Origin of the sequence: Marinimicrobium agarilyticum DSM 16975 (assembly GCF_000423345.1) — a bacterium.
In the GTDB taxonomy this organism is placed as follows: domain Bacteria; phylum Pseudomonadota; class Gammaproteobacteria; order Pseudomonadales; family Cellvibrionaceae; genus Marinimicrobium; species Marinimicrobium agarilyticum.
This window is the reverse complement of record NZ_AUHU01000004.1, coordinates 105,591-122,586: the sequence shown is the minus strand read 5'-3', so window position 1 is coordinate 122,586 and position 16,996 is coordinate 105,591. Positions and strand designations below refer to the sequence as shown.

The window sequence follows — 16,996 nt, the reverse complement described above, 5'->3', positions numbered from 1 at the left end:
GTCTTGAAGAGGTTCACTCCACCTCGGGACTCTTGCCATCGAATTGGCTTTAATGGCCTCAAGAACCAAAAGGTTGGCACTGAGGGGCGGTGCGGGATATACCCTTCCAAGACCGTGGAGCGCGGGATTCGCGATTCGAGCCTACAGGGATGTATTCACGGCGTGTCTTGGAAGGGTATATCCCGCATCGCACCGGACGTGAAAAAACCCACCATTCTCTACTTCTGATCTAAAGCCCACTGATATAGCGAATTCTTCTTGACGCCAGTGATTTGAGAAGCAAGCGCGGCAGCTTGCTTGACCGGAAGCTCGTTGAGCAAAATCCCCATCACCCGTTCGCTCTCATCATCCAGACCCGACGCACTCTTCTGTAGTGCACCGGCCACCATCAGGACAATCTCCCCTCGCTGCTGGTTCGAATCACCGGCCACGAACTCCGCCAGCTCAGCGAGCGGCGCCAGGCGAATGGTCTCGAAGGTTTTGGTCAGCTCCCGGGCCAACACCCCCTCGCGCTCCGGCCCAAACACCTCCGCCATTTCCTGCAGACATGCCAGCACACGATGGGGTGCCTCATAAAAAATCAACGTGCGGGTCTCCTTCGCCAAGCGCTCCAGCCACAGGCGACGGGCGTTGACTTTGGGCGGAGGGAACCCCTCGAAAGAAAAGCGATCTGAAGGCAGGCCCGAAGCGCTGAGAGCGGCCACCAAGGCGCAGGCGCCCGGGATCGGCACCACCGGAACGGCGCGAAGTCGGGCTTCGCGTACCAGGCGATAGCCCGGGTCTGACACCAGAGGTGTGCCCGCATCGGAAATCAGCGCCACTGACTCTCCCTGGGCCAACCGGCCCAGCAACTCCTCCGTTCGGCGGTCGTCGCTGTGGTCGTGGTAAGCCACGCAGGGGGTTTCGATAGAGAAGTGTGACAGAAGTCGCGCACTGTGCCGGGTATCTTCCGCCGCAATCACCGCAACTGATTGTAGAATTTCCACCGCACGGGGTACCATATCGCCCAAATTGCCGATGGGCGTGGCGACAACGTACAAGCAGCCGGTATCGGCGCTGTTCTGGGTCATGGGTCGTGCCTCATTGTTTTGTTGCAGTACGGGAGAAACATTCATGCATTACCGGGGACGCTCTAGCACCCTTTTGGCAAGCACCCTGCTGGCCCTGACAGTGTGCCTTCTGGCAAGCTGCGGCACTACGCCACCCGAACCCACGACCGACACCGAGCCGGAAGTGCTGTCTCAGGAGGCCATCGAGAGGCGCGTCAAATCGCTGGTGGACCAGGCGCGCAACAGCCAATCACCCGAGCGCGAAGGCTACCTGCTGCAGGCGGCGGAGCTTCTGGTGGAGCAGAACGAATTTGACTGGGCTCGCAACCTGCTGACCTCCATAAACACCCGACAACTGGGCGAAACCGACTTTCTGCTTCACGCCGAGCTGCTCGGCGCTGTGTCCCTGAACGAAGGGGCCTACTATTTGGCCCAGCGCATTCTAACCAACCCCCGGCTCGAACGACAGTGGGCTTCGATGAGCCCCGAACGGGAGATTGCGTTGCGCGAGCAGCGCGCCCGCCTGTTTGAGCTGACCGGTTCGCCCATCGTCAGCGTGGAAGAGCGTATTCGCCTGGACAGTCTGTTGACTGATCTGCCCGCGGCCGAACAGAACCGCGAGCAACTGTGGCAGACCATGATGAACCTGTCTCAGGATGAATTGGCACAAAGAGCCGAGGAGGCGGAAAGCCGAACCTTGCGCGGCTGGCTCACCCTGGCCTCCATCAGCAAAGACAATCAGGCCAACCTGGAGCGGCAACAGGCCCAGCTTGATCAATGGCAAAGCGAGTGGCCCAACCATCCGGCCAGCCAGAACCTGCCGAACGACCTGCAACTGCTGCGCAAACTGATCGAACAGCAACCGCGTCAGATCGCCCTGTTGCTGCCCCAGCAAGGCAACCTGGCGCGGGCCGCCGACGCGGTGCGAGACGGCTTTCTCGCCGCTTACTACGAGGCAGAGGGGACCCAGAGCAAACTGCCCCAAATTCGCCAATACGACACCAGCGAGGCCACCGAGATCATCGAGCTGTACGAACAGGCGATGGCGGAAGGGGCCGATCTGGTCATCGGCCCACTGGACAAGGAGCGCGTCAGCGCCCTGCACAAGCTGCCCCTTCTGCCGATTCCAGTGCTCACCCTCAACTACATCGAAGCACCGCTCGACACCGACACCCGTGAGTCGCCCGAAGGCCTGTATCAATTCGGGCTCGCCGCCGAGGACGAGGCTCGCCAAGTGGCTAGACGGGCCTTTCGCGAAGGCCACCGCAACGCCATGATCCTGGCGCCCAATCGCAACTGGAGCGAGCGTGGCGCCCAGGCGTTTACCCAAGAGTGGCGTGATCTGGGCGGGGAAGTCTCGATCGACAGCCAATTCCCGGGCTCGGGAAACTATTCGAACATCATCCAACAGGCCCTGCTGATCGATCAGAGCCAGGCTCGCCGACAGACCCTGACACGACTGTTGGGCACTCACCTGGAATTTGAGCCCAGACGCCGGCAGGACCTGGACATGATTTTCCTGATGGCCGACCCGGAACAGGGCCGTCAGATCCGCCCGACACTGGCCTTCCACTACGCCGGGGACCTGCCGGTATTCGCCACCAGCCATATATACACCGGCGAACCGGACCCCAAGAGCAACCGGGACCTGAACGGTGTCCGGTTCAACACCTTGCCCTGGTTACTCAACGGCGAGTTTCCTGAGAAAGCCGTGCTGGATGAGCACACCCGGGAAGGCGCCATTTACAGCCGACTACACGCCCTGGGCGTCGATGCCTATCGGCTTTACCCACGCTTGCCCCAGTTGCAACAGATCGAGGAGGCTCGGCTCTACGGCGCCACCGGAGCGCTGCGAATGTTGCCCGGAGGGCGCATTGAGCGCGAACAGGTGTGGGCCCAATTTCAGAATGGACGGGCGCGGCCGATGGCGAGCGCCATCAGCGACGCGGATCAGGAGGAACAACGCAATGACCTACAACCCACCCCCGAAGCCTACTGACACCGGGGAGCAGGCCGAACGGGCCGCCGAGCAATTTTTACAGGCCCGAGGGTTACGTACCCGGCAACGCAACTACCGTTGCAAGGCCGGAGAAATCGACCTGGTCATGAGCGAGGCCGATACCCTGGTGTTTGTCGAGGTCCGGTTGCGCCGCCACACCCGCTTCGCCTCAGCGGCGGAAACGGTGGACTACCGCAAGCAACAGAAACTGATCCGGGCCGCCCAGCACTACCTGCAGCGCACCGGCTTGACCGACCGGGTAGCCTGCCGGTTCGACGTGGTCGCATTTGACCCAAAGCGCGTCGACCGGGACGCGGTGAGTTGGGTACAGAATGCCTTCTCCACCTTCTAACTTTTAACCAGAACGGAACCCCCTATGGAGCAAAGGGTCATTACCCTGTTTCACGAGAGCATCGAAGCCACCATGCAAACGGGCGAGGCGCTCGCGCCCCAGATCGTCCAGGCAAGCGAGGTCATGGTGGAAGCGCTGCTCAACGGCCACAAGATTCTGACCTGCGGCAACGGCATTTCCGCCGCCCAGGCCCAGATTCTGACCAGCTGCCTGCTCCATCGCTTTGAACAGGAACGGCCCAGCCTGCCGGCCCTGAACCTCGGCTCGGACATGACCACCCAGACCGCCATCGCCAGCGAGGGGGGCGGCAATGACATTTACTCCAAGCCCCTGCGGGCCATTGGTCAAGAAGGGGACGTGCTCGTTCTGGTCACCAGCTCGGGCAATGCCGGCAGCCTGCTACAGGCGATCAGCGCTGCGCACGACCGGGACATTCGGGTGATCGCGCTGACCGGAGGAGACGGCGGAGACGCCGCCTCCTTGCTGGACCATCGAGACATCGAACTGAGAGCGACCCTGTCCGCCCCGGTGCGGATACACGAGGTTCACCTCTTGACGATTTTCTGCCTGTGCGATTTGATTGATCAGCATCTATTCGGAGGTTTTCACTGATGGCCCGTCGTCATCTGCTTGCTCTGTTTCCCGCACTATTGCTGTGGCTGCTCGTCGGTTCCGGCTGCACCACCATTGTGGGTGCCACCACCAGCGAGCCGATCGAGCTCAACCCGGGCAAGCGCTCGCTCGGGATGCGCATCGACGACGAGCAGTTGGAGACCATTGCCTCGGTCAATATCGACAAGGTGAATGAGCGCCTCGCCGAAGCCCCCGTGGAAGTTTACAGTTTCAACGCCGTGGTTCTGCTGGTCGGCCAGGTCCCCACCGCCGAGCTGCGCAGTCTGGCGGGCAACACGGTCAATGACCTTCACACCGTCCGTCAGGTCCACAATGAACTGGAGGTGGACGCCCCCATCTCGTTTATGACCCGTACCCACGACACCTGGCTGGCCACCAAGGTCAAGACCAAGCTCTACGCCAACGGCGACGTTGAAGGGGGACGGGTCAAAGTCATCGCGGAAAATGGCAGTGTCTACCTGATGGGCTTGGTATCTCGGGCAGAGGCGGATAGAATCACCGATATTGTCCGCCACACTGGCGGCGTCAAGCGAGTCGTCAGGGTGTTCGAGTACATCGACTAGCCACGTCCCGACGCCGTACGCGGTCATTACCAATAATTCCAACTGGCTGCCCCAATTCGCTGCAAAAGGACTCACGCTATGGATCTGTCTACCCTCATCATCCTCGTTGTCATCGGCGCGCTGGTGTTTTACCTGATCAGCATCTACAACCGCCTGGTCGCGCTGAAAAACCGGTTCCAGAACGCCTTCGCGCAGATCGAAGTACAGCTCAAACGGCGCTATGACCTAATCCCCAACCTGGTGGAGACCGCCAAGGCCTACCTTACCCATGAGCGCGAAACGCTGGAGGCGGTCACCCAGGCACGCAACCAGGCCCTGGCCGGTCTGAACGCGGCGCACAACGCGCCGGGCGACCCTCAGGCCATGGCCCAGTTGAGCGGAGCCGAGAACTCGCTGATGGGCGCCCTGGGCCGCCTGAACATGGTGATGGAGGCCTACCCGGACCTGAAAGCCTCGCAGAATATGATGCAGCTGACCGAAGAACTGACCAGCACCGAAAACAAAATCGCGTTCGCCCGGCAGGCATTCAACGATGCCGTCATGACCTACAACACCTACAAACAGAGCTTCCCCCCTGTGGCGCTCGCCGGCATACTCGGCCACCGCGAAGACGCGGCCCTGCTCGAGTTCGACGATGCCGAAGCGATCAAGGAAGCGCCCAAAGTGTCGTTCAACTAAGTTCGGCGCCCCCCTATGGACTTTTTCGAGCACCAGGAACTGGCCCGCCGGAACACCCGGCGCCTGGTCATTTTGATGACCTTCGCCGTGCTGTCACTGATTGTGCTCACCACCTTGCTGTTCGCGCTCACGACCGCCGGGATCCACTCACAGACCGTTCAAGCTGGCTCGGGCTTCTGGAGCGGACTCCTGAACCGGATCGGCTGGCAGACCGTGGCATGGATCGCGCTGTTGGTCGGCGCCATGGTACTGATCGGGAGCCTGTTCAAGTGGTTTCAGCTGCGATCGGGCGGCCAGGCGGTGGCCGAAGCGCTCGGCGGCCAGTTGATTCCGGCAAACACCGGCGACTTTGCCCAGCGCCGACTGCTCAATATTGTCGAGGAAATGGCCATCGCCTCGGGCACGCCTGTTCCCCCCGTCTACCAACTCTCAGACGAATCCATCAACGCCTTCGCCGCCGGTCACGGCCCGCACGATGCCGTAATCGGGATCACCCGCGGTTGCATGGAACAACTCAACCGGGAGGAATTGCAGGGCGTTATTGCACACGAATTCAGCCACATTCTGCACGGCGATATGCGCCTTAACCTTCGGTTGGTAGCGGTGCTGAACGGCATTCTTCTGATTGGGCTACTGGGGCATGTGCTCTTGCGCGGCGGTGCTCATCGAGTGGGGCATAGACGAGGCCGCAACCAGGGCAATATTGCCCTGATCGGACTGGGCCTGATCGTGCTCGGCGCTATGGGCACCTTTTTCGGCAACTGGATCAAGGCTGCCGTCAGCCGCCAGAGGGAGTTTCTCGCCGACGCCTCTGCGGTGCAATACACCCGCAACCCGCAGGGCATCGGCGGAGCCCTGATGAAAATCGGCGGATTACCCTCGGGCTCCCGGTTGAGCGCTTCCGATGCCAACGAGTTCAGCCATATGTATTTCGAAGAGGGGGTCGCCCACCGGTTCACGCGAATGATGGCCACTCACCCACCCCTGGAAGAGCGCGTTCGTCGGGTGATGCCACAGTGGGACGGCGCTTTTCCGGCGCCCGGCGCCCCCTCGGAGCTCGCCCCGGACACCACGGGTGAGCCCCGGAACGCAGCCACTGAAGCCGCCAGCGGATTCGCTGCCGCCGGCGAACCGGTAACCCCAAGCAAACCCGACGAGCCGGCGGCCAGAGAGCCCGATTCCGAAGCGCTCGACCATGCCCGGACCCTGCTTTCCGCTCTGCCCCAGAGCGTGCAAAAGTCGGCCCGGGAGCCATTCAGTGCCCGCGCTGTGCTTCTGGGGCTGGCTTTACCCCAAGGACAACAGAAGGACCAATGGCAGGCGCTGAACGAGAGTTTACCGAGGGAACAACTCAAGCAACTCACACCACTGATTCGCGAGTCTGCCGCTTTACCCGAGTCGGCACGCCTACCCACAATCGAACTGGCATTACCGAGCCTGCGGCAGTTATCGGCGCCCCAGAAGACCGAGTTTCTGGAAACGCTCGACCGGATGATACGGGCCGACGGCCAGATCCACCTGCGGGAGTGGGTCGTCTATCGTCTGGTGCAAACCCACTTGTCCGCCAAACCGAGCCAACCGCAACGCCTGAAACTGCGCTTCTGCCAAAAAGAATCGGAGCTGATTTTAGCCTTGGCCGCCCTGAGCGGCTCGCGCAGCGACGCGCAAGCCCAAGCCGCTTTCGCCGCCGGTGCCCGTGAGCTTGGCGCGCCCCTGCAGTGGCCGGAACGCGAGCGACTCACCTTCACCCAGATGGATCGGGCTCTGGAGCGGTTGCGCCAGCTGCTCCCGCTTGAGAAGCCCGTTCTGCTCAAGGCTCTGCGCCGCTGCCTGCAGAACGACAACGCTATTACCCCAACAGAGGCGGAGCTTTATCGCGCGCTTGCCGACACCCTCGACTGCCCCACTCCGCCGCTGCGGACGGTGACCGCTCAGGCGCGCTTGAGCGAACCCGGTTAAATCTTGCCCCACCAACCGGTATAATGCGGTTTTCGCCCACCAACCATTGAGGTAAACACCTTGCAACTGGATCAAGCGACACAGGAACAACTGCGCCAGTGGGAATCCGAGCTGGCCGACGAATACGAAGCCATCGTCAAACAGAACCTCAAGCTCGACCTGACCCGTGGAAAACCCTCAGCGGATCAGTTGGATCTGTCGGATGCGCTGGACGGCATCCTCAAGGGCGATTACAAAGCCGCCGATGGCACCGATACCCGCAACTACGGCGGACTGGACGGCCTGCCCGAGGCCAAAGAACTGGGCGCCAACCTGATGGGCGTCAGTGCCGACAAGGTGCTGGTGGGCGGTAACAGCAGCCTCACGCTCATGTTTCAGATGATGCTGACGGCGCACCAGTTCGGGCTCACCGGCCCCGACAGCGCCTGGAAAAACGACGGCGATGTGAAGTTCCTCTGCCCGGTACCCGGCTACGACCGCCACCACACCGTGTGCGAACAGCTGGGCATCACCATGGTGCCGGTACCCATGACCGATACCGGTCCGGACATGGATAAAGTGGAAGAGCTGATCAAAGACGATCCGCGCATCAAAGGTATGTGGTGTGTTCCCAAGTACTCCAACCCTACCGGCGTCGTCTACAGCGATGAGACCGTAGAACGTATTGCAGCGCTCGGCAAAATCGCCGGCCCCAACTTCCGCGTCTTCTGGGACAACGCCTATGCCGTCCACGACCTGGTGGACAACCCACCGGAGCTGGCCTGCATAATGAAAGCGTGTGAAACGTTCGGCACTGAAGACTCGGTACTTCAGTTCGCGTCCACCTCCAAGATTACCTTTGCCGGTTCCGGTGTGGCCTTTGTCAACGCCAGCCAGGCCAACCTGAAAGGCTTCAAAGAGTTTCTCGGAACCTGCACTATCGGCCCGGACAAGGTCAACCAGATCCGTCACAGCCGTTTCCTGCCGGATCGCGCGGCATTGATGGCTCACATGAAAAAACACGCCGAACTACTCAAGCCACGCTTTGCGGCGGTGCTCGACGCGCTTGATAAAGCCTTTGGCGATACCGACCTGGGCCAATGGCAGGAGCCCAAGGGCGGCTACTTCGTGTCGTTCGACACCCGCGCCGGTTGCGCCAAGGAAACGGTTAGACTCGCCTCCGAAGCCGGTGTGAAACTGACTCCGGCTGGCGCCACCTTCCCCTACGGCGAAGACCCGGAAGATCGCAATATTCGTATTGCGCCTTCGGTCCCCAGTGTCGATGAAGTGAAAGGGGCCATGAAAGTGTTTGTTGTCTGCGTCAAGCTGGCCTCTGTTCGCGCCCAACTCGGCGACCAGTAGCCGGTGGTTTGAGAGTCTCAAGCCGAGCCGCCCTGTGGCGGCTTGGCTGGGCCTGACAGACACCCATAAAAAAACCACCGGCAAGCCGGTGGTTTTTTTATGCGCTAGAACCCAGCGAACTTATTGGGCGCGGGTCGCTTCCGGTAGCGGTACCAGAACCACGCTCGGCGCGTTTGCCGCTCTGGCGGCATCGGCCACTGCTACATAAGTCTTGGCATCGGCCCGCTCATGGGTGCGGATGATCACGGTAGCCTCAGGCAGTTCGGCGCGCATACGCTCAATGTTAGAGCGAATAGCGCGGGCGTCCACACGGCGCTGCTCGATCCAGACCTGGTTATCCTGACGGATATCCACCACGATATTGGGATCGGCATCCGGCGGTGGCGGCTGATCGTTTTCTTCCGGCACGTTGGTGTCCAGACCGACTTCTTTGACGAACGAGGCCGTCACGATGAAGAAAATCAGCATGATGAACACGACGTCCAGCATGGGGGTCAAATCGATATCGTTACTGTCTTCGCTGTTACGGCTTTTCTTTCTTCTCACCGCACTTACTCCCGTTGTTATCTGAAATCACTGGGTATCTGAAATCACTGGGCGCCGCGGGGACAACCCAAAAACAGACCCGAATACTAACAGCTTTTGCCACTGAATGACCAATGCTTTCTTGGTCTGGCGATGCCGAAAAAGCAATTTATGCCGCCAACTCGCCCCTCAGAACCACCCAAAACGTTCGAAACAGCCTCAAGAGAAGAGATCAAGCTGGTAAAAGGCCTGATCTTCCCTCAAATCCACAAATCGAACCCCCAACCCCAGCAACCGTACCGGACGACCGCCCCGCTCAAACGCTTCCCGGCAGAGCTGACTGTAGCCGGCCAGCCCCACTTCGGCCCCGGACCGTTCGAGCGTGGTAGCGGTGAAATCGTCAAACTTGAGTTTGACGAAAGCCTTTACCACCCGGTAATCCCCTTCCACCCGGCGCAGTCGCCGCCCGAGTGACTGCAACAGCCCGGGCAACTGCCCCAGGCACCGATCCAGGTCGGGCAGATCCTGAGGGAAGGTATGCTCGACGCTCAGCGACTTTCGTCGTCGGCTGACGGTGACCGACCGCTCATCCCGTCCGTGGCTGAGCTCATGCAAACGCACACCAAAGGCGCCAAACCGCTCGCTCAACTCAAAGACGTCGTAGCGCTGAAGATCACCACAGCTGGCTATGCCCCATTGCGAGAGACGATTCGCTGTAGCCCGACCCACGCCCGGAACCCGCTCCACGGGAAGGCCCCGGACAAAGTCCGAAACCTGCTCCGGGGTGATGACAAAAAGCCCATCCGGTTTGCGCCAGTCACTGGCGACTTTGGCCAGAAATTTGTTCGGCGCCACACCGGCCGAGATGGTAATACCCAGAGTATCCCGAACCCTTTCCCGAATCGCTTCGGCAATGCGGGTCGCACTTCCCCGGCAATGTTCGCTGGCGGTCACATCCAGATAGGCCTCGTCCAGTGACAAAGGTTCCACCCGTTCGGAAAAATCGTAGAAGATATGGCGCATGGCCAACGAGGCTTCCCGGTAGGCATCCATACGATGGGGAACAATCAACAGATCCGGGCACAGACGTTTGGCATAGGCCGAGGCCATCGCCGAACGCACGCCATAGCGGCGGGCTTCGTAATTGCATGTGGATATCACCCCACGGCGATCCGACGAACCACCAACCGCCATTGGCCGATTGCGCAGCGCCGGGTCGTCGCGCATCTCGATTGCCGCAAAAAAGCAGTCGGCATCACAGTGAATAATCTTACGCACGAAGCGTACCTTTGAATCGCCAAACAACTGTGATTATATACAGAAAACACCTTTTTCCGCCACGCCCCAAAATCAGAACCCATCGAGCTCAATTCACCCCGCCGATTTGAATTTCTACTTACAACGGGAAAAACCTTTGTCCAAAAACGCTCTTTTTGTGCGAAAAGCGGTTTTTTTGGGGCATTTTGCAATAAAAAACTTGAATTTTTATCACAAAGTTTTAACTTAGGACCTGTTTGTTATTCGCTACTCCCTTAAACCCTTTTTTTCTTCCAAAAAAATAAAGGAAGCAAACCATGGCTGCACGCAAAACCAACGCCGTTGATTCGGTCGCGCAATTGGAAAAAGAGCTGGCACAAGTTAAAGCTCAACTGGCAAAAGCGCGCGCGCAACAAGAACTCGAAGCCCAAAAAATCGTGACTGCCCTGAACAAGGAAGCCACCAAAGCCTCAACCCAAGCCAAATCCGCTCGCACCAAACTCGCAGCGGCCCGGAAAAAGAAAACCGCAGCGGCTGCTCGCCAAGCTGAAAGCGCCAAGGCGACCCTGGAAACCGCCAAGGCGGCTCAGGATGTTGCAAAAGCTGAGTTGGCGACCGCCAAGCAAAAGCTGGCCGAAATCAAGGCAGCCAACAAGTTGGCCTCAGAGCATGACAAGGCCGTAGCGAAAGCTGAAGCCGCCATGGCCAAGGTCCAGCAGGCCGCTGCTCGCAGAGAAGCCGCCAAGGCCAAGGCCGCCGCCAAGAAAGCCGCCGCGAAAGCCAAAGCCAAGGCCAAAAAAGAAGCCGCTCGCGCTCGCGCAGCAGCCAAGAAAGCGGCCATTCGCCAGAAAGCCGCCGCCAAGAAGGCTGCCGCCAAAGCAAAGGCGAAGGCCAAAAAAGCCGCTGCCAAAGCCAAAGCCGCAACCAAAAAGAAAGCTCCCGCCCGCAAAAAGGCAACCACCAAAAAAGCGGCCACCAAGAAAACCACAGCCCGCAAGACGACCGCCAAGAAGACAGCGGCCAAGAAAAGCACGGCTAAAAAAGGTACCGCCAAAAAGGCCACCACCAAGAAGCGTGCCAGTAAAAAAGCCGCTGCCAAGAAAACCGGTACCCGACGCGGACGTCCGCCGAAGAAGGCGCCAGTCAGTGCCTAAACCGGACTCAGCAGTCTAGAGCCCGACCCACAAAAAAGGCCCCTTCCTCGGGGCCTTTTTTGTGGGTCAACGGTCTGGGTCGCTGCCCTGATCCCTTCTCGGCCCAATATCCAACACGACCTCCTCTCCATCGCGTTGACACAATACTCGGTAGCGAAGGGCCTCGCCAAAGTAGCTTTCGGCGTTGAAGTCGATGGTAAAGGTCAATGCCGGGTGAGTCTCCAGTGCAGGCTCCTGAGCCAATTCCGGCTCCGGCATGGTTTCGGTCAACCACTCCAACGCCTGCATGCCCCCCACTCGGGCCTTCAGCTTTTCAACGCACTGCTGCCACAGAGCTTCTCTGCGGCGGTGCTCCTCTTCCCACCACTTTAGCCATTGTTCTCTTTCCCGCTCAGCCTCCTGACGCTGCTGTTGCAACTGGGCGAGCTCGCGCTCTTTACGCTCTCGCTCTCTCTCGCGCTCCTGAGCCTGCTCATACTCCTTGCGCAATTGCTCAAAAGAGACCAGACCACCGGGGCGAGTATCGTCGACTTTTTTCAGGCTTGGGCCATCGACCATCAGGCTGAATGTCCTTCCCTCCTCATTGCGGCACTTGAAGGTGAACACCGGGTGCTCCATGGTGGTCCGCCCCAGGTGTGTGGTCCCTTCCACGAGCTCTACGCAGCTCGGGGACTGCTCGACTCGCTGTGCCGCATCGTAAAGTCGGGGAAGGTGGCGCAGGTAGGATTTGGGCACCCAGAGCTGCTCCATGTCCACGGCCCCCAGAGGGGGGCTGAACAGCAGCGTGACCCAAACCAGGCCAGCAGCACTAAAGGGAAGGAAGCTGTTCTTGGGCGAGCTGGGCATAGACATAAGCGGCCAAAGTCAGACGTTGAGTGTCATCAGTGTCGGCAAACTCCATGCCGTAAACGACGGGCATCTTCTGTTTCAGCTCCTGGGTGCTGCGTTCCACACGCGAACGTATAACCGCTTCCAGTCGCAGGTCGCGATGCAAGCCCGCCACGTCCACCTGCCCCGTGAGCGTCACTTTATCACCGATTTCACCCAGCAACCGGTCCAGCTCGAGTCGGGCGCCGGACAGGCTGATATCCACAATGCGGGCGGGTAATTCGTTGGTTTCAAGGCTGCTCTGGTTGAGCGCGATCACGGGAAGATCCACCTCTACCCTGGCCGATTGCCGAATCCCTTTAAACCCCACCTCCTCCGGGTAGTCCAGGTGCAGCAGCGGATAGGGATCCGTCGCCTGAGTTTCGACCGTGCAGGTAAACACCCCCACCCCACTGGATACCATCATCCGGGCCACAACCTGCTGGCCCGGCCGCAAACGCAGAAAGCGGCCATTGATACGGGGAACGGTGATCATCAACGCACGGCCAGGCACCGCTCCGATGAAACGGGAAGGGTATCGGTCAGACATACCCGAATCGGTCTGCACCTGCAGTTGCAGTGGATAACCGGGGCGAAGCTTCAAATCTTCAAAATTCATAATAGGCCAGGGACGCGTGACGGCGATGGTAACGGTCCAGCGAGAGACTTGGCTTGGTGGCGCTCGCCGGACCCCTTGTTGGGATTCCGCTTATCATAGCAAATTTGGTGCCCTGGTCCGCGGCCAGCCTTGCAACAAGTGCTAGCGCCCCGACGCACCAAACTCGCCATTCCACTCCAGCAACAGCCGGGCCAGCGCCTGAGCCTGAGCATGGAGCGCCGCCAATTCTTCTCTAGTGTCTTTGGGCCCCGTATAGAGCTTCACCTGCCGGTGGCGGTTGGCGAAGCTGTGCTGGGGGTTCTGTGACCGATACACCTCCAGCTTCCAGCGCAGGCTGTGCACCGTATTGCGATAATAGGCGAGTTTTGTGGCCAGGCTGATCGGTCGGGAGGACTCCAGATCGGAAAACCGGGAAAAATCGGAAGCCAACACGACCACCTGCCGGCAATGGGGGGCGGCGCGCAGTGTCGCGGTGCGCTCATGGCCAATCAGCATCGCCAGATCCCCGAACACTTCTCCCGGGGTGATCTGGTTGATGGGTGCCCCCTCGCCGAGCTCGTCAGGGTAGACGTCGAGCTGACCTTTCAGCAGAAAATACAACCATTGGTCTTTTTCTCCCCGCTGCAGGACACGCTCTCCCGGTTCGAAGTAAGCAATATGCGCCTGCTCGAGCAGTATTTCGAACTGCCAGTCATCCTGCTGTTTGACGGTTTTATAAAACGGAACGGTGAGCAGCCAGCGCTCAACAGCCTCCCGAGGAAATTTATGCAGCGGTTTTATTTCCATAGTGACGGTAATGGTAGCCCCGACAGCGTTCAGTCGCCATTTATTATCATCATTGCGTGCGGCAGTCGCCGACGTTGACACGAGTCGGCATCATAGCCTCGTCGACAAACCTCTGACAACCGTCGAAATGGCCTGTTGAGAGTTATCTCAGGATGTGGCATAAATGAGGTTGGAACCGATTTACCCGACGAACCAACTCAGAGCCTCAGCCCGCCCAACGAGCGAGCCTTTTGTTGTATGATGGGCCAACAATCGCCCGACGAAGTGCGGCATCACGGGACGCACATAATAAAATGCCTTGTGGGATTAGCTTATGTTGAAAGCCTCGTTATCTTCTGTTTGGGTCGCTGTCGTCTCGCTGCTTCTGGCCGCCAGCGCTCATGCCACCTCGACACTTAACGGTCTTGCCTCGCATCAGGAGCTGGGTAACGAACAGTTTATCGGTGCCCTGTTTCTGGAGTCCTCTCAGGACAGCGCCAGCGGCGTGCTGAGCAGCGACGGCGGCAAGCGGATGGAAATGCGCATTACCTCCAGCGACGGCATTGCGGCTCGCCGCTTCAGCCGCATGTGGATTGAGGGCGTTTCGATCAACAACAGCGGCAGCGTTCTGACGGCGCAAGCGGACAATATGGTGAAGTTCTCCAACCTGTTCCGCGGTCGCCTACGGCAGAATGACATTGTGAGGATCACCCAGGAACCCGGCACCGGTGTGACCATTGGGCTCAATGGGGTGGAACTCGGCGTCATCGAAGACGAAGCTTTTTTCGACTTGCTGGTCAAAGCGTGGATCGGGAACGTTCCCCTGTCCTCCACTTTCCGCAACAGCCTGCTCTCGCCCTCAGACATTTCCCCGGACCTGCGCTCACGCTTCAATTCGATCGAGCCCTCAGAGGCCCGGATTGCCACTATTGAACAGTGGACTCAACCGGAAGAAGACGAGGAAGAGGCAGAAGAAGTCGCCGAAGCCGGGGCAGGCTCTCAACCGCGTCCCTCCGCGGCCGCGGCCGTCGCAACGGCGACCGCCCCCCGAGTTTCCCTCGCCGACATGCCTCGGGCCTCTCTGGACGAACCCGAACCGGAACCCGCTCCCGAGCCTGAACCCACTCCTGAGCCACAACCTGAACCGGAGCCTGAGCCCGAACCTCAGCGCACGGCGGCAGTCACACCCGAGCCAGAACCTGAGGAAGAAGAGGAGGACAGCGGTCCGCTGCTGACCGCCGAATCCCTGCGGGCACAACAGCTGTACTTCTCGGACTTGATGCGGACCATTTTGAAGAACACCGCCTACCCGCGGCGGGCTCTACAACGGGGGCAGGAAGGTGAAATTCGCGTTGCGGTGGTGATTGACCGCAACGGTGAGATTGCCGGTATGGAAATGCTGGAAGAGTCCTCACACGCGCTGCTTAACCGTGAGGCAGAGCGAGCCATCAGAGAAGCGGCGCCCTTCCCGAAGGTGCCCGATGCGATTCGCGGGGAGATCTACGAGTTCTCAGTCCCATTTACTTTTGTGCTTCCGGACTGAGACCAGGGACACATACCATGAAAAACGGCGCCCTCTGGCGCCGTTTTTTTTGCATCAACCGGAACGCCCCAGCCTCAGTGTTCGCGCGTCGCTCTCAGCTCAACGTCCGGATAGCGCTCCTCCGTCAATGACAGGTTGACCCGTGTGGGGGCGAGATAGGTCAAGTAGCCACCGCCGTCCAACGCCAGGTTGGTAGAACACTTGCGCCGGAACTCGTCCAGCTTTTTCGGATCGTCGCATTCCGCCCAGCGCGCCGTAGCGACATTGACCGGCTCGTAGATGGCCTCGACCTTGTATTCGTCTTTCAGTCGATAGGCCACCACCTCAAACTGCAACACCCCCACCGCGCCAACAACAATGTCATTGCTGTCGAGCGGAAAGAACACCTGGGTCGACCCCTCTTCGGATAGCTGCTGCAGCCCTTTTTGCAATTGCTTGGTTTTCAACGGGTCTTTCAGGCGGATGCGACGGAACAATTCCGGGGCGAAGTGCGGAATACCGGTAAATTTCAGCGGTTCCCCTTCGGTGAAAGTGTCGCCAATCTGAATGGTGCCGTGATTGTGAAGCCCGATGATATCACCCGCCAGGGCCTCGTCCACCGCACTGCGGTCGCCCGCCATGAAGGTGACCGCATCGGCGATTTTGACGTCCTTGCCCAGGCGAACATGCCGCATTTTCATGCCCTGGTGATATGTCCCGGAGCAGATGCGCATAAAGGCGATGCGGTCCCGGTGTTTGGGGTCCATATTGGCCTGGATCTTAAACACAAAGCCGGAAAGCTTTTCCTCGTCGGGCTTAACGACACGGTCATTGGCTTCCCGTGGCTGGGGTTTCGGAGACCAGTCGACGAAGTCGTCCAGCATTTCCCGCACCCCGAAATTGCCCAGGGCCGTGCCGAAAAAGACCGGCGTCATCCGTCCAGCCAGGTACTCTTCCGCCTCGAACGGCGGCGTCGCGCCACGCACGAACTCGATTTGCTCCAGGATATCGTCGTAATCATCACCCAGTAGCTCCTTTGCCTCAGCACTCTCCAGCCCCTGGATCTGGACGTCTTCCGGAATGGTATGACCTTGCCCTTTTCGATACACGTGAATCGTGTCGGTATAGAGGTTGTACACCCCCCGGAAATCCATTCCCATGCCCAGAGGCCAATTGATCGGCGCGGCGGTAATGTTGAGTACGGACTCAATTTCATCCAGCAGATCCACCGGGTCCCGGGCTTCGCGGTCCAGCTTGTTGATGAAAGAGAAAATCGGAGTGTCACGCAGCCGGCAAACGTCCATCAGCTTGATGGTGCGGTCCTCCACGCCCTTGGCGCCGTCCAGCACCATCAGGACCGAGTCCACAGCCGTCAGCGTCCGGTAGGTATCTTCGGAGAAGTCCTCGTGCCCCGGGGTGTCCAGCAGGTTGACCACCCGTTCCTTGTAGGGGAACTGCATCACGGAGGAGGTCACGGAGATGCCGCGTTCCTGCTCCATGGTCATCCAGTCGGATTTGGCATGAGGCCCACGCTTGCCCTTGACCGAACCGGCCAACTGAATGGCACTGCCAAACAACAACAGCTTTTCGGTAATGGTGGTTTTACCCGCATCCGGGTGCGAGATAATGGCAAACGTCCGTCTGCGCTGGATCTTGTCGGCAAAGGTGCCAGATGACATAGTCGATCGACCTCGGGCTTGCGCAAAAACGCGC

Annotated in this window: 16 protein-coding genes; 9 read left to right on the top strand and 7 right to left on the bottom strand. The window is 59.6% G+C overall.

Going from position 1 to position 16,996, the window contains the following annotated elements; genetic code table 11:
* Positions 1–218: 218 nt before the first annotated feature.
* Positions 219–1,070 (bottom strand): 16S rRNA (cytidine(1402)-2'-O)-methyltransferase, encoded by an 852-nt coding sequence (gene rsmI, locus G547_RS0103565; protein ID WP_027328655.1) that lies wholly within the window; start codon positions 1,068–1,070, stop codon positions 219–221.
* Between the two features lie 43 nt (positions 1,071–1,113).
* On the opposite strand from rsmI, the gene G547_RS0103560 reads away from it, so the two are divergent.
* The 7 genes from G547_RS0103560 (at position 1,114) to G547_RS0103530 (ending at position 8,574) form a co-directional block, all read left to right on the top strand.
* On the top strand, positions 1,114–3,048 hold the full coding sequence (locus tag G547_RS0103560) for a penicillin-binding protein activator (RefSeq protein ID WP_027328654.1): 1,935 nt from the start codon (positions 1,114–1,116) through the stop codon (positions 3,046–3,048).
* Complete coding sequence (locus tag G547_RS0103555; RefSeq protein ID WP_027328653.1) at positions 3,017–3,400, top strand: YraN family protein; 384 nt, start codon at positions 3,017–3,019, stop codon at positions 3,398–3,400. The genes G547_RS0103560 and G547_RS0103555 overlap by 32 nt, the downstream gene beginning before the upstream one ends.
* A 24-nt stretch (positions 3,401–3,424) precedes the next feature.
* Positions 3,425–4,012 (top strand): SIS domain-containing protein, encoded by a 588-nt coding sequence (locus G547_RS0103550; protein WP_027328652.1) that lies wholly within the window; start codon positions 3,425–3,427, stop codon positions 4,010–4,012.
* A complete protein-coding gene (locus tag G547_RS0103545; RefSeq protein WP_051234752.1) occupies positions 4,012–4,596 on the top strand; it encodes a BON domain-containing protein in 585 nt (194 codons plus the stop codon). The genes G547_RS0103550 and G547_RS0103545 overlap by 1 nt, the downstream gene beginning before the upstream one ends.
* Positions 4,597–4,674: 78 nt before the next feature.
* Entirely contained in the window at positions 4,675–5,274 is a 600-nt protein-coding gene (locus G547_RS0103540) for a LemA family protein (RefSeq protein ID WP_027328650.1), read from the top strand.
* 15 nt (positions 5,275–5,289) lie between these two features.
* Complete coding sequence (locus tag G547_RS0103535) at positions 5,290–7,233, top strand: M48 family metallopeptidase (protein ID WP_027328649.1); 1,944 nt, start codon at positions 5,290–5,292, stop codon at positions 7,231–7,233.
* A 60-nt stretch (positions 7,234–7,293) separates the two neighbouring features.
* Complete coding sequence (locus G547_RS0103530; RefSeq protein WP_027328648.1) at positions 7,294–8,574, top strand: aspartate aminotransferase type Ic; 1,281 nt, start codon at positions 7,294–7,296, stop codon at positions 8,572–8,574.
* 120 nt (positions 8,575–8,694) lie between these two features.
* On the opposite strand, the gene G547_RS0103525 is transcribed toward G547_RS0103530, so the two are convergent.
* Positions 8,695–9,063: an ExbD/TolR family protein gene (locus tag G547_RS0103525; protein WP_051234863.1), complete on the bottom strand. Its 369-nt coding sequence runs from the start codon at positions 9,061–9,063 to the stop codon at positions 8,695–8,697.
* 255 nt (positions 9,064–9,318) lie between these two features.
* A complete protein-coding gene (dinB, locus tag G547_RS0103520) occupies positions 9,319–10,377 on the bottom strand; it encodes a DNA polymerase IV (protein ID WP_027328646.1) in 1,059 nt (352 codons plus the stop codon).
* A 296-nt stretch (positions 10,378–10,673) separates the two neighbouring features.
* Between dinB and G547_RS0103515 the strand changes: the two genes are divergently transcribed.
* Entirely contained in the window at positions 10,674–11,510 is an 837-nt protein-coding gene (locus G547_RS0103515; protein WP_027328645.1) for a hypothetical protein, read from the top strand.
* A 66-nt stretch (positions 11,511–11,576) separates the two neighbouring features.
* Here G547_RS0103515 and G547_RS0103510 read toward each other — a convergent pair whose 3' ends face one another.
* The 3 genes from G547_RS0103510 to G547_RS20000 all read right to left on the bottom strand — a co-directional run bounded on the left by G547_RS0103510 (position 11,577) and on the right by G547_RS20000 (position 13,863).
* Entirely contained in the window at positions 11,577–12,356 is a 780-nt protein-coding gene (locus tag G547_RS0103510) for a hypothetical protein (RefSeq protein ID WP_027328644.1), read from the bottom strand.
* Positions 12,319–12,996, bottom strand: a complete 678-nt coding sequence (locus tag G547_RS0103505) for a flagellar brake protein (RefSeq protein ID WP_027328643.1) — start codon at positions 12,994–12,996, stop codon at positions 12,319–12,321. The genes G547_RS0103510 and G547_RS0103505 overlap by 38 nt, the downstream gene beginning before the upstream one ends.
* A gap of 141 nt (positions 12,997–13,137) precedes the next feature.
* Positions 13,138–13,863, bottom strand: a complete 726-nt coding sequence (locus G547_RS20000; RefSeq protein WP_245573338.1) for a cyclic nucleotide-binding domain-containing protein — start codon at positions 13,861–13,863, stop codon at positions 13,138–13,140.
* A gap of 232 nt (positions 13,864–14,095) precedes the next feature.
* On the opposite strand from G547_RS20000, the gene G547_RS0103495 reads away from it, so the two are divergent.
* Positions 14,096–15,304: a TonB family protein gene (locus tag G547_RS0103495; RefSeq protein WP_051234750.1), complete on the top strand. Its 1,209-nt coding sequence runs from the start codon at positions 14,096–14,098 to the stop codon at positions 15,302–15,304.
* A gap of 74 nt (positions 15,305–15,378) precedes the next feature.
* Here G547_RS0103495 and G547_RS0103490 read toward each other — a convergent pair whose 3' ends face one another.
* Complete coding sequence (locus tag G547_RS0103490; protein WP_027328641.1) at positions 15,379–16,962, bottom strand: peptide chain release factor 3; 1,584 nt, start codon at positions 16,960–16,962, stop codon at positions 15,379–15,381.
* Positions 16,963–16,996 lie beyond the last annotated feature (34 nt).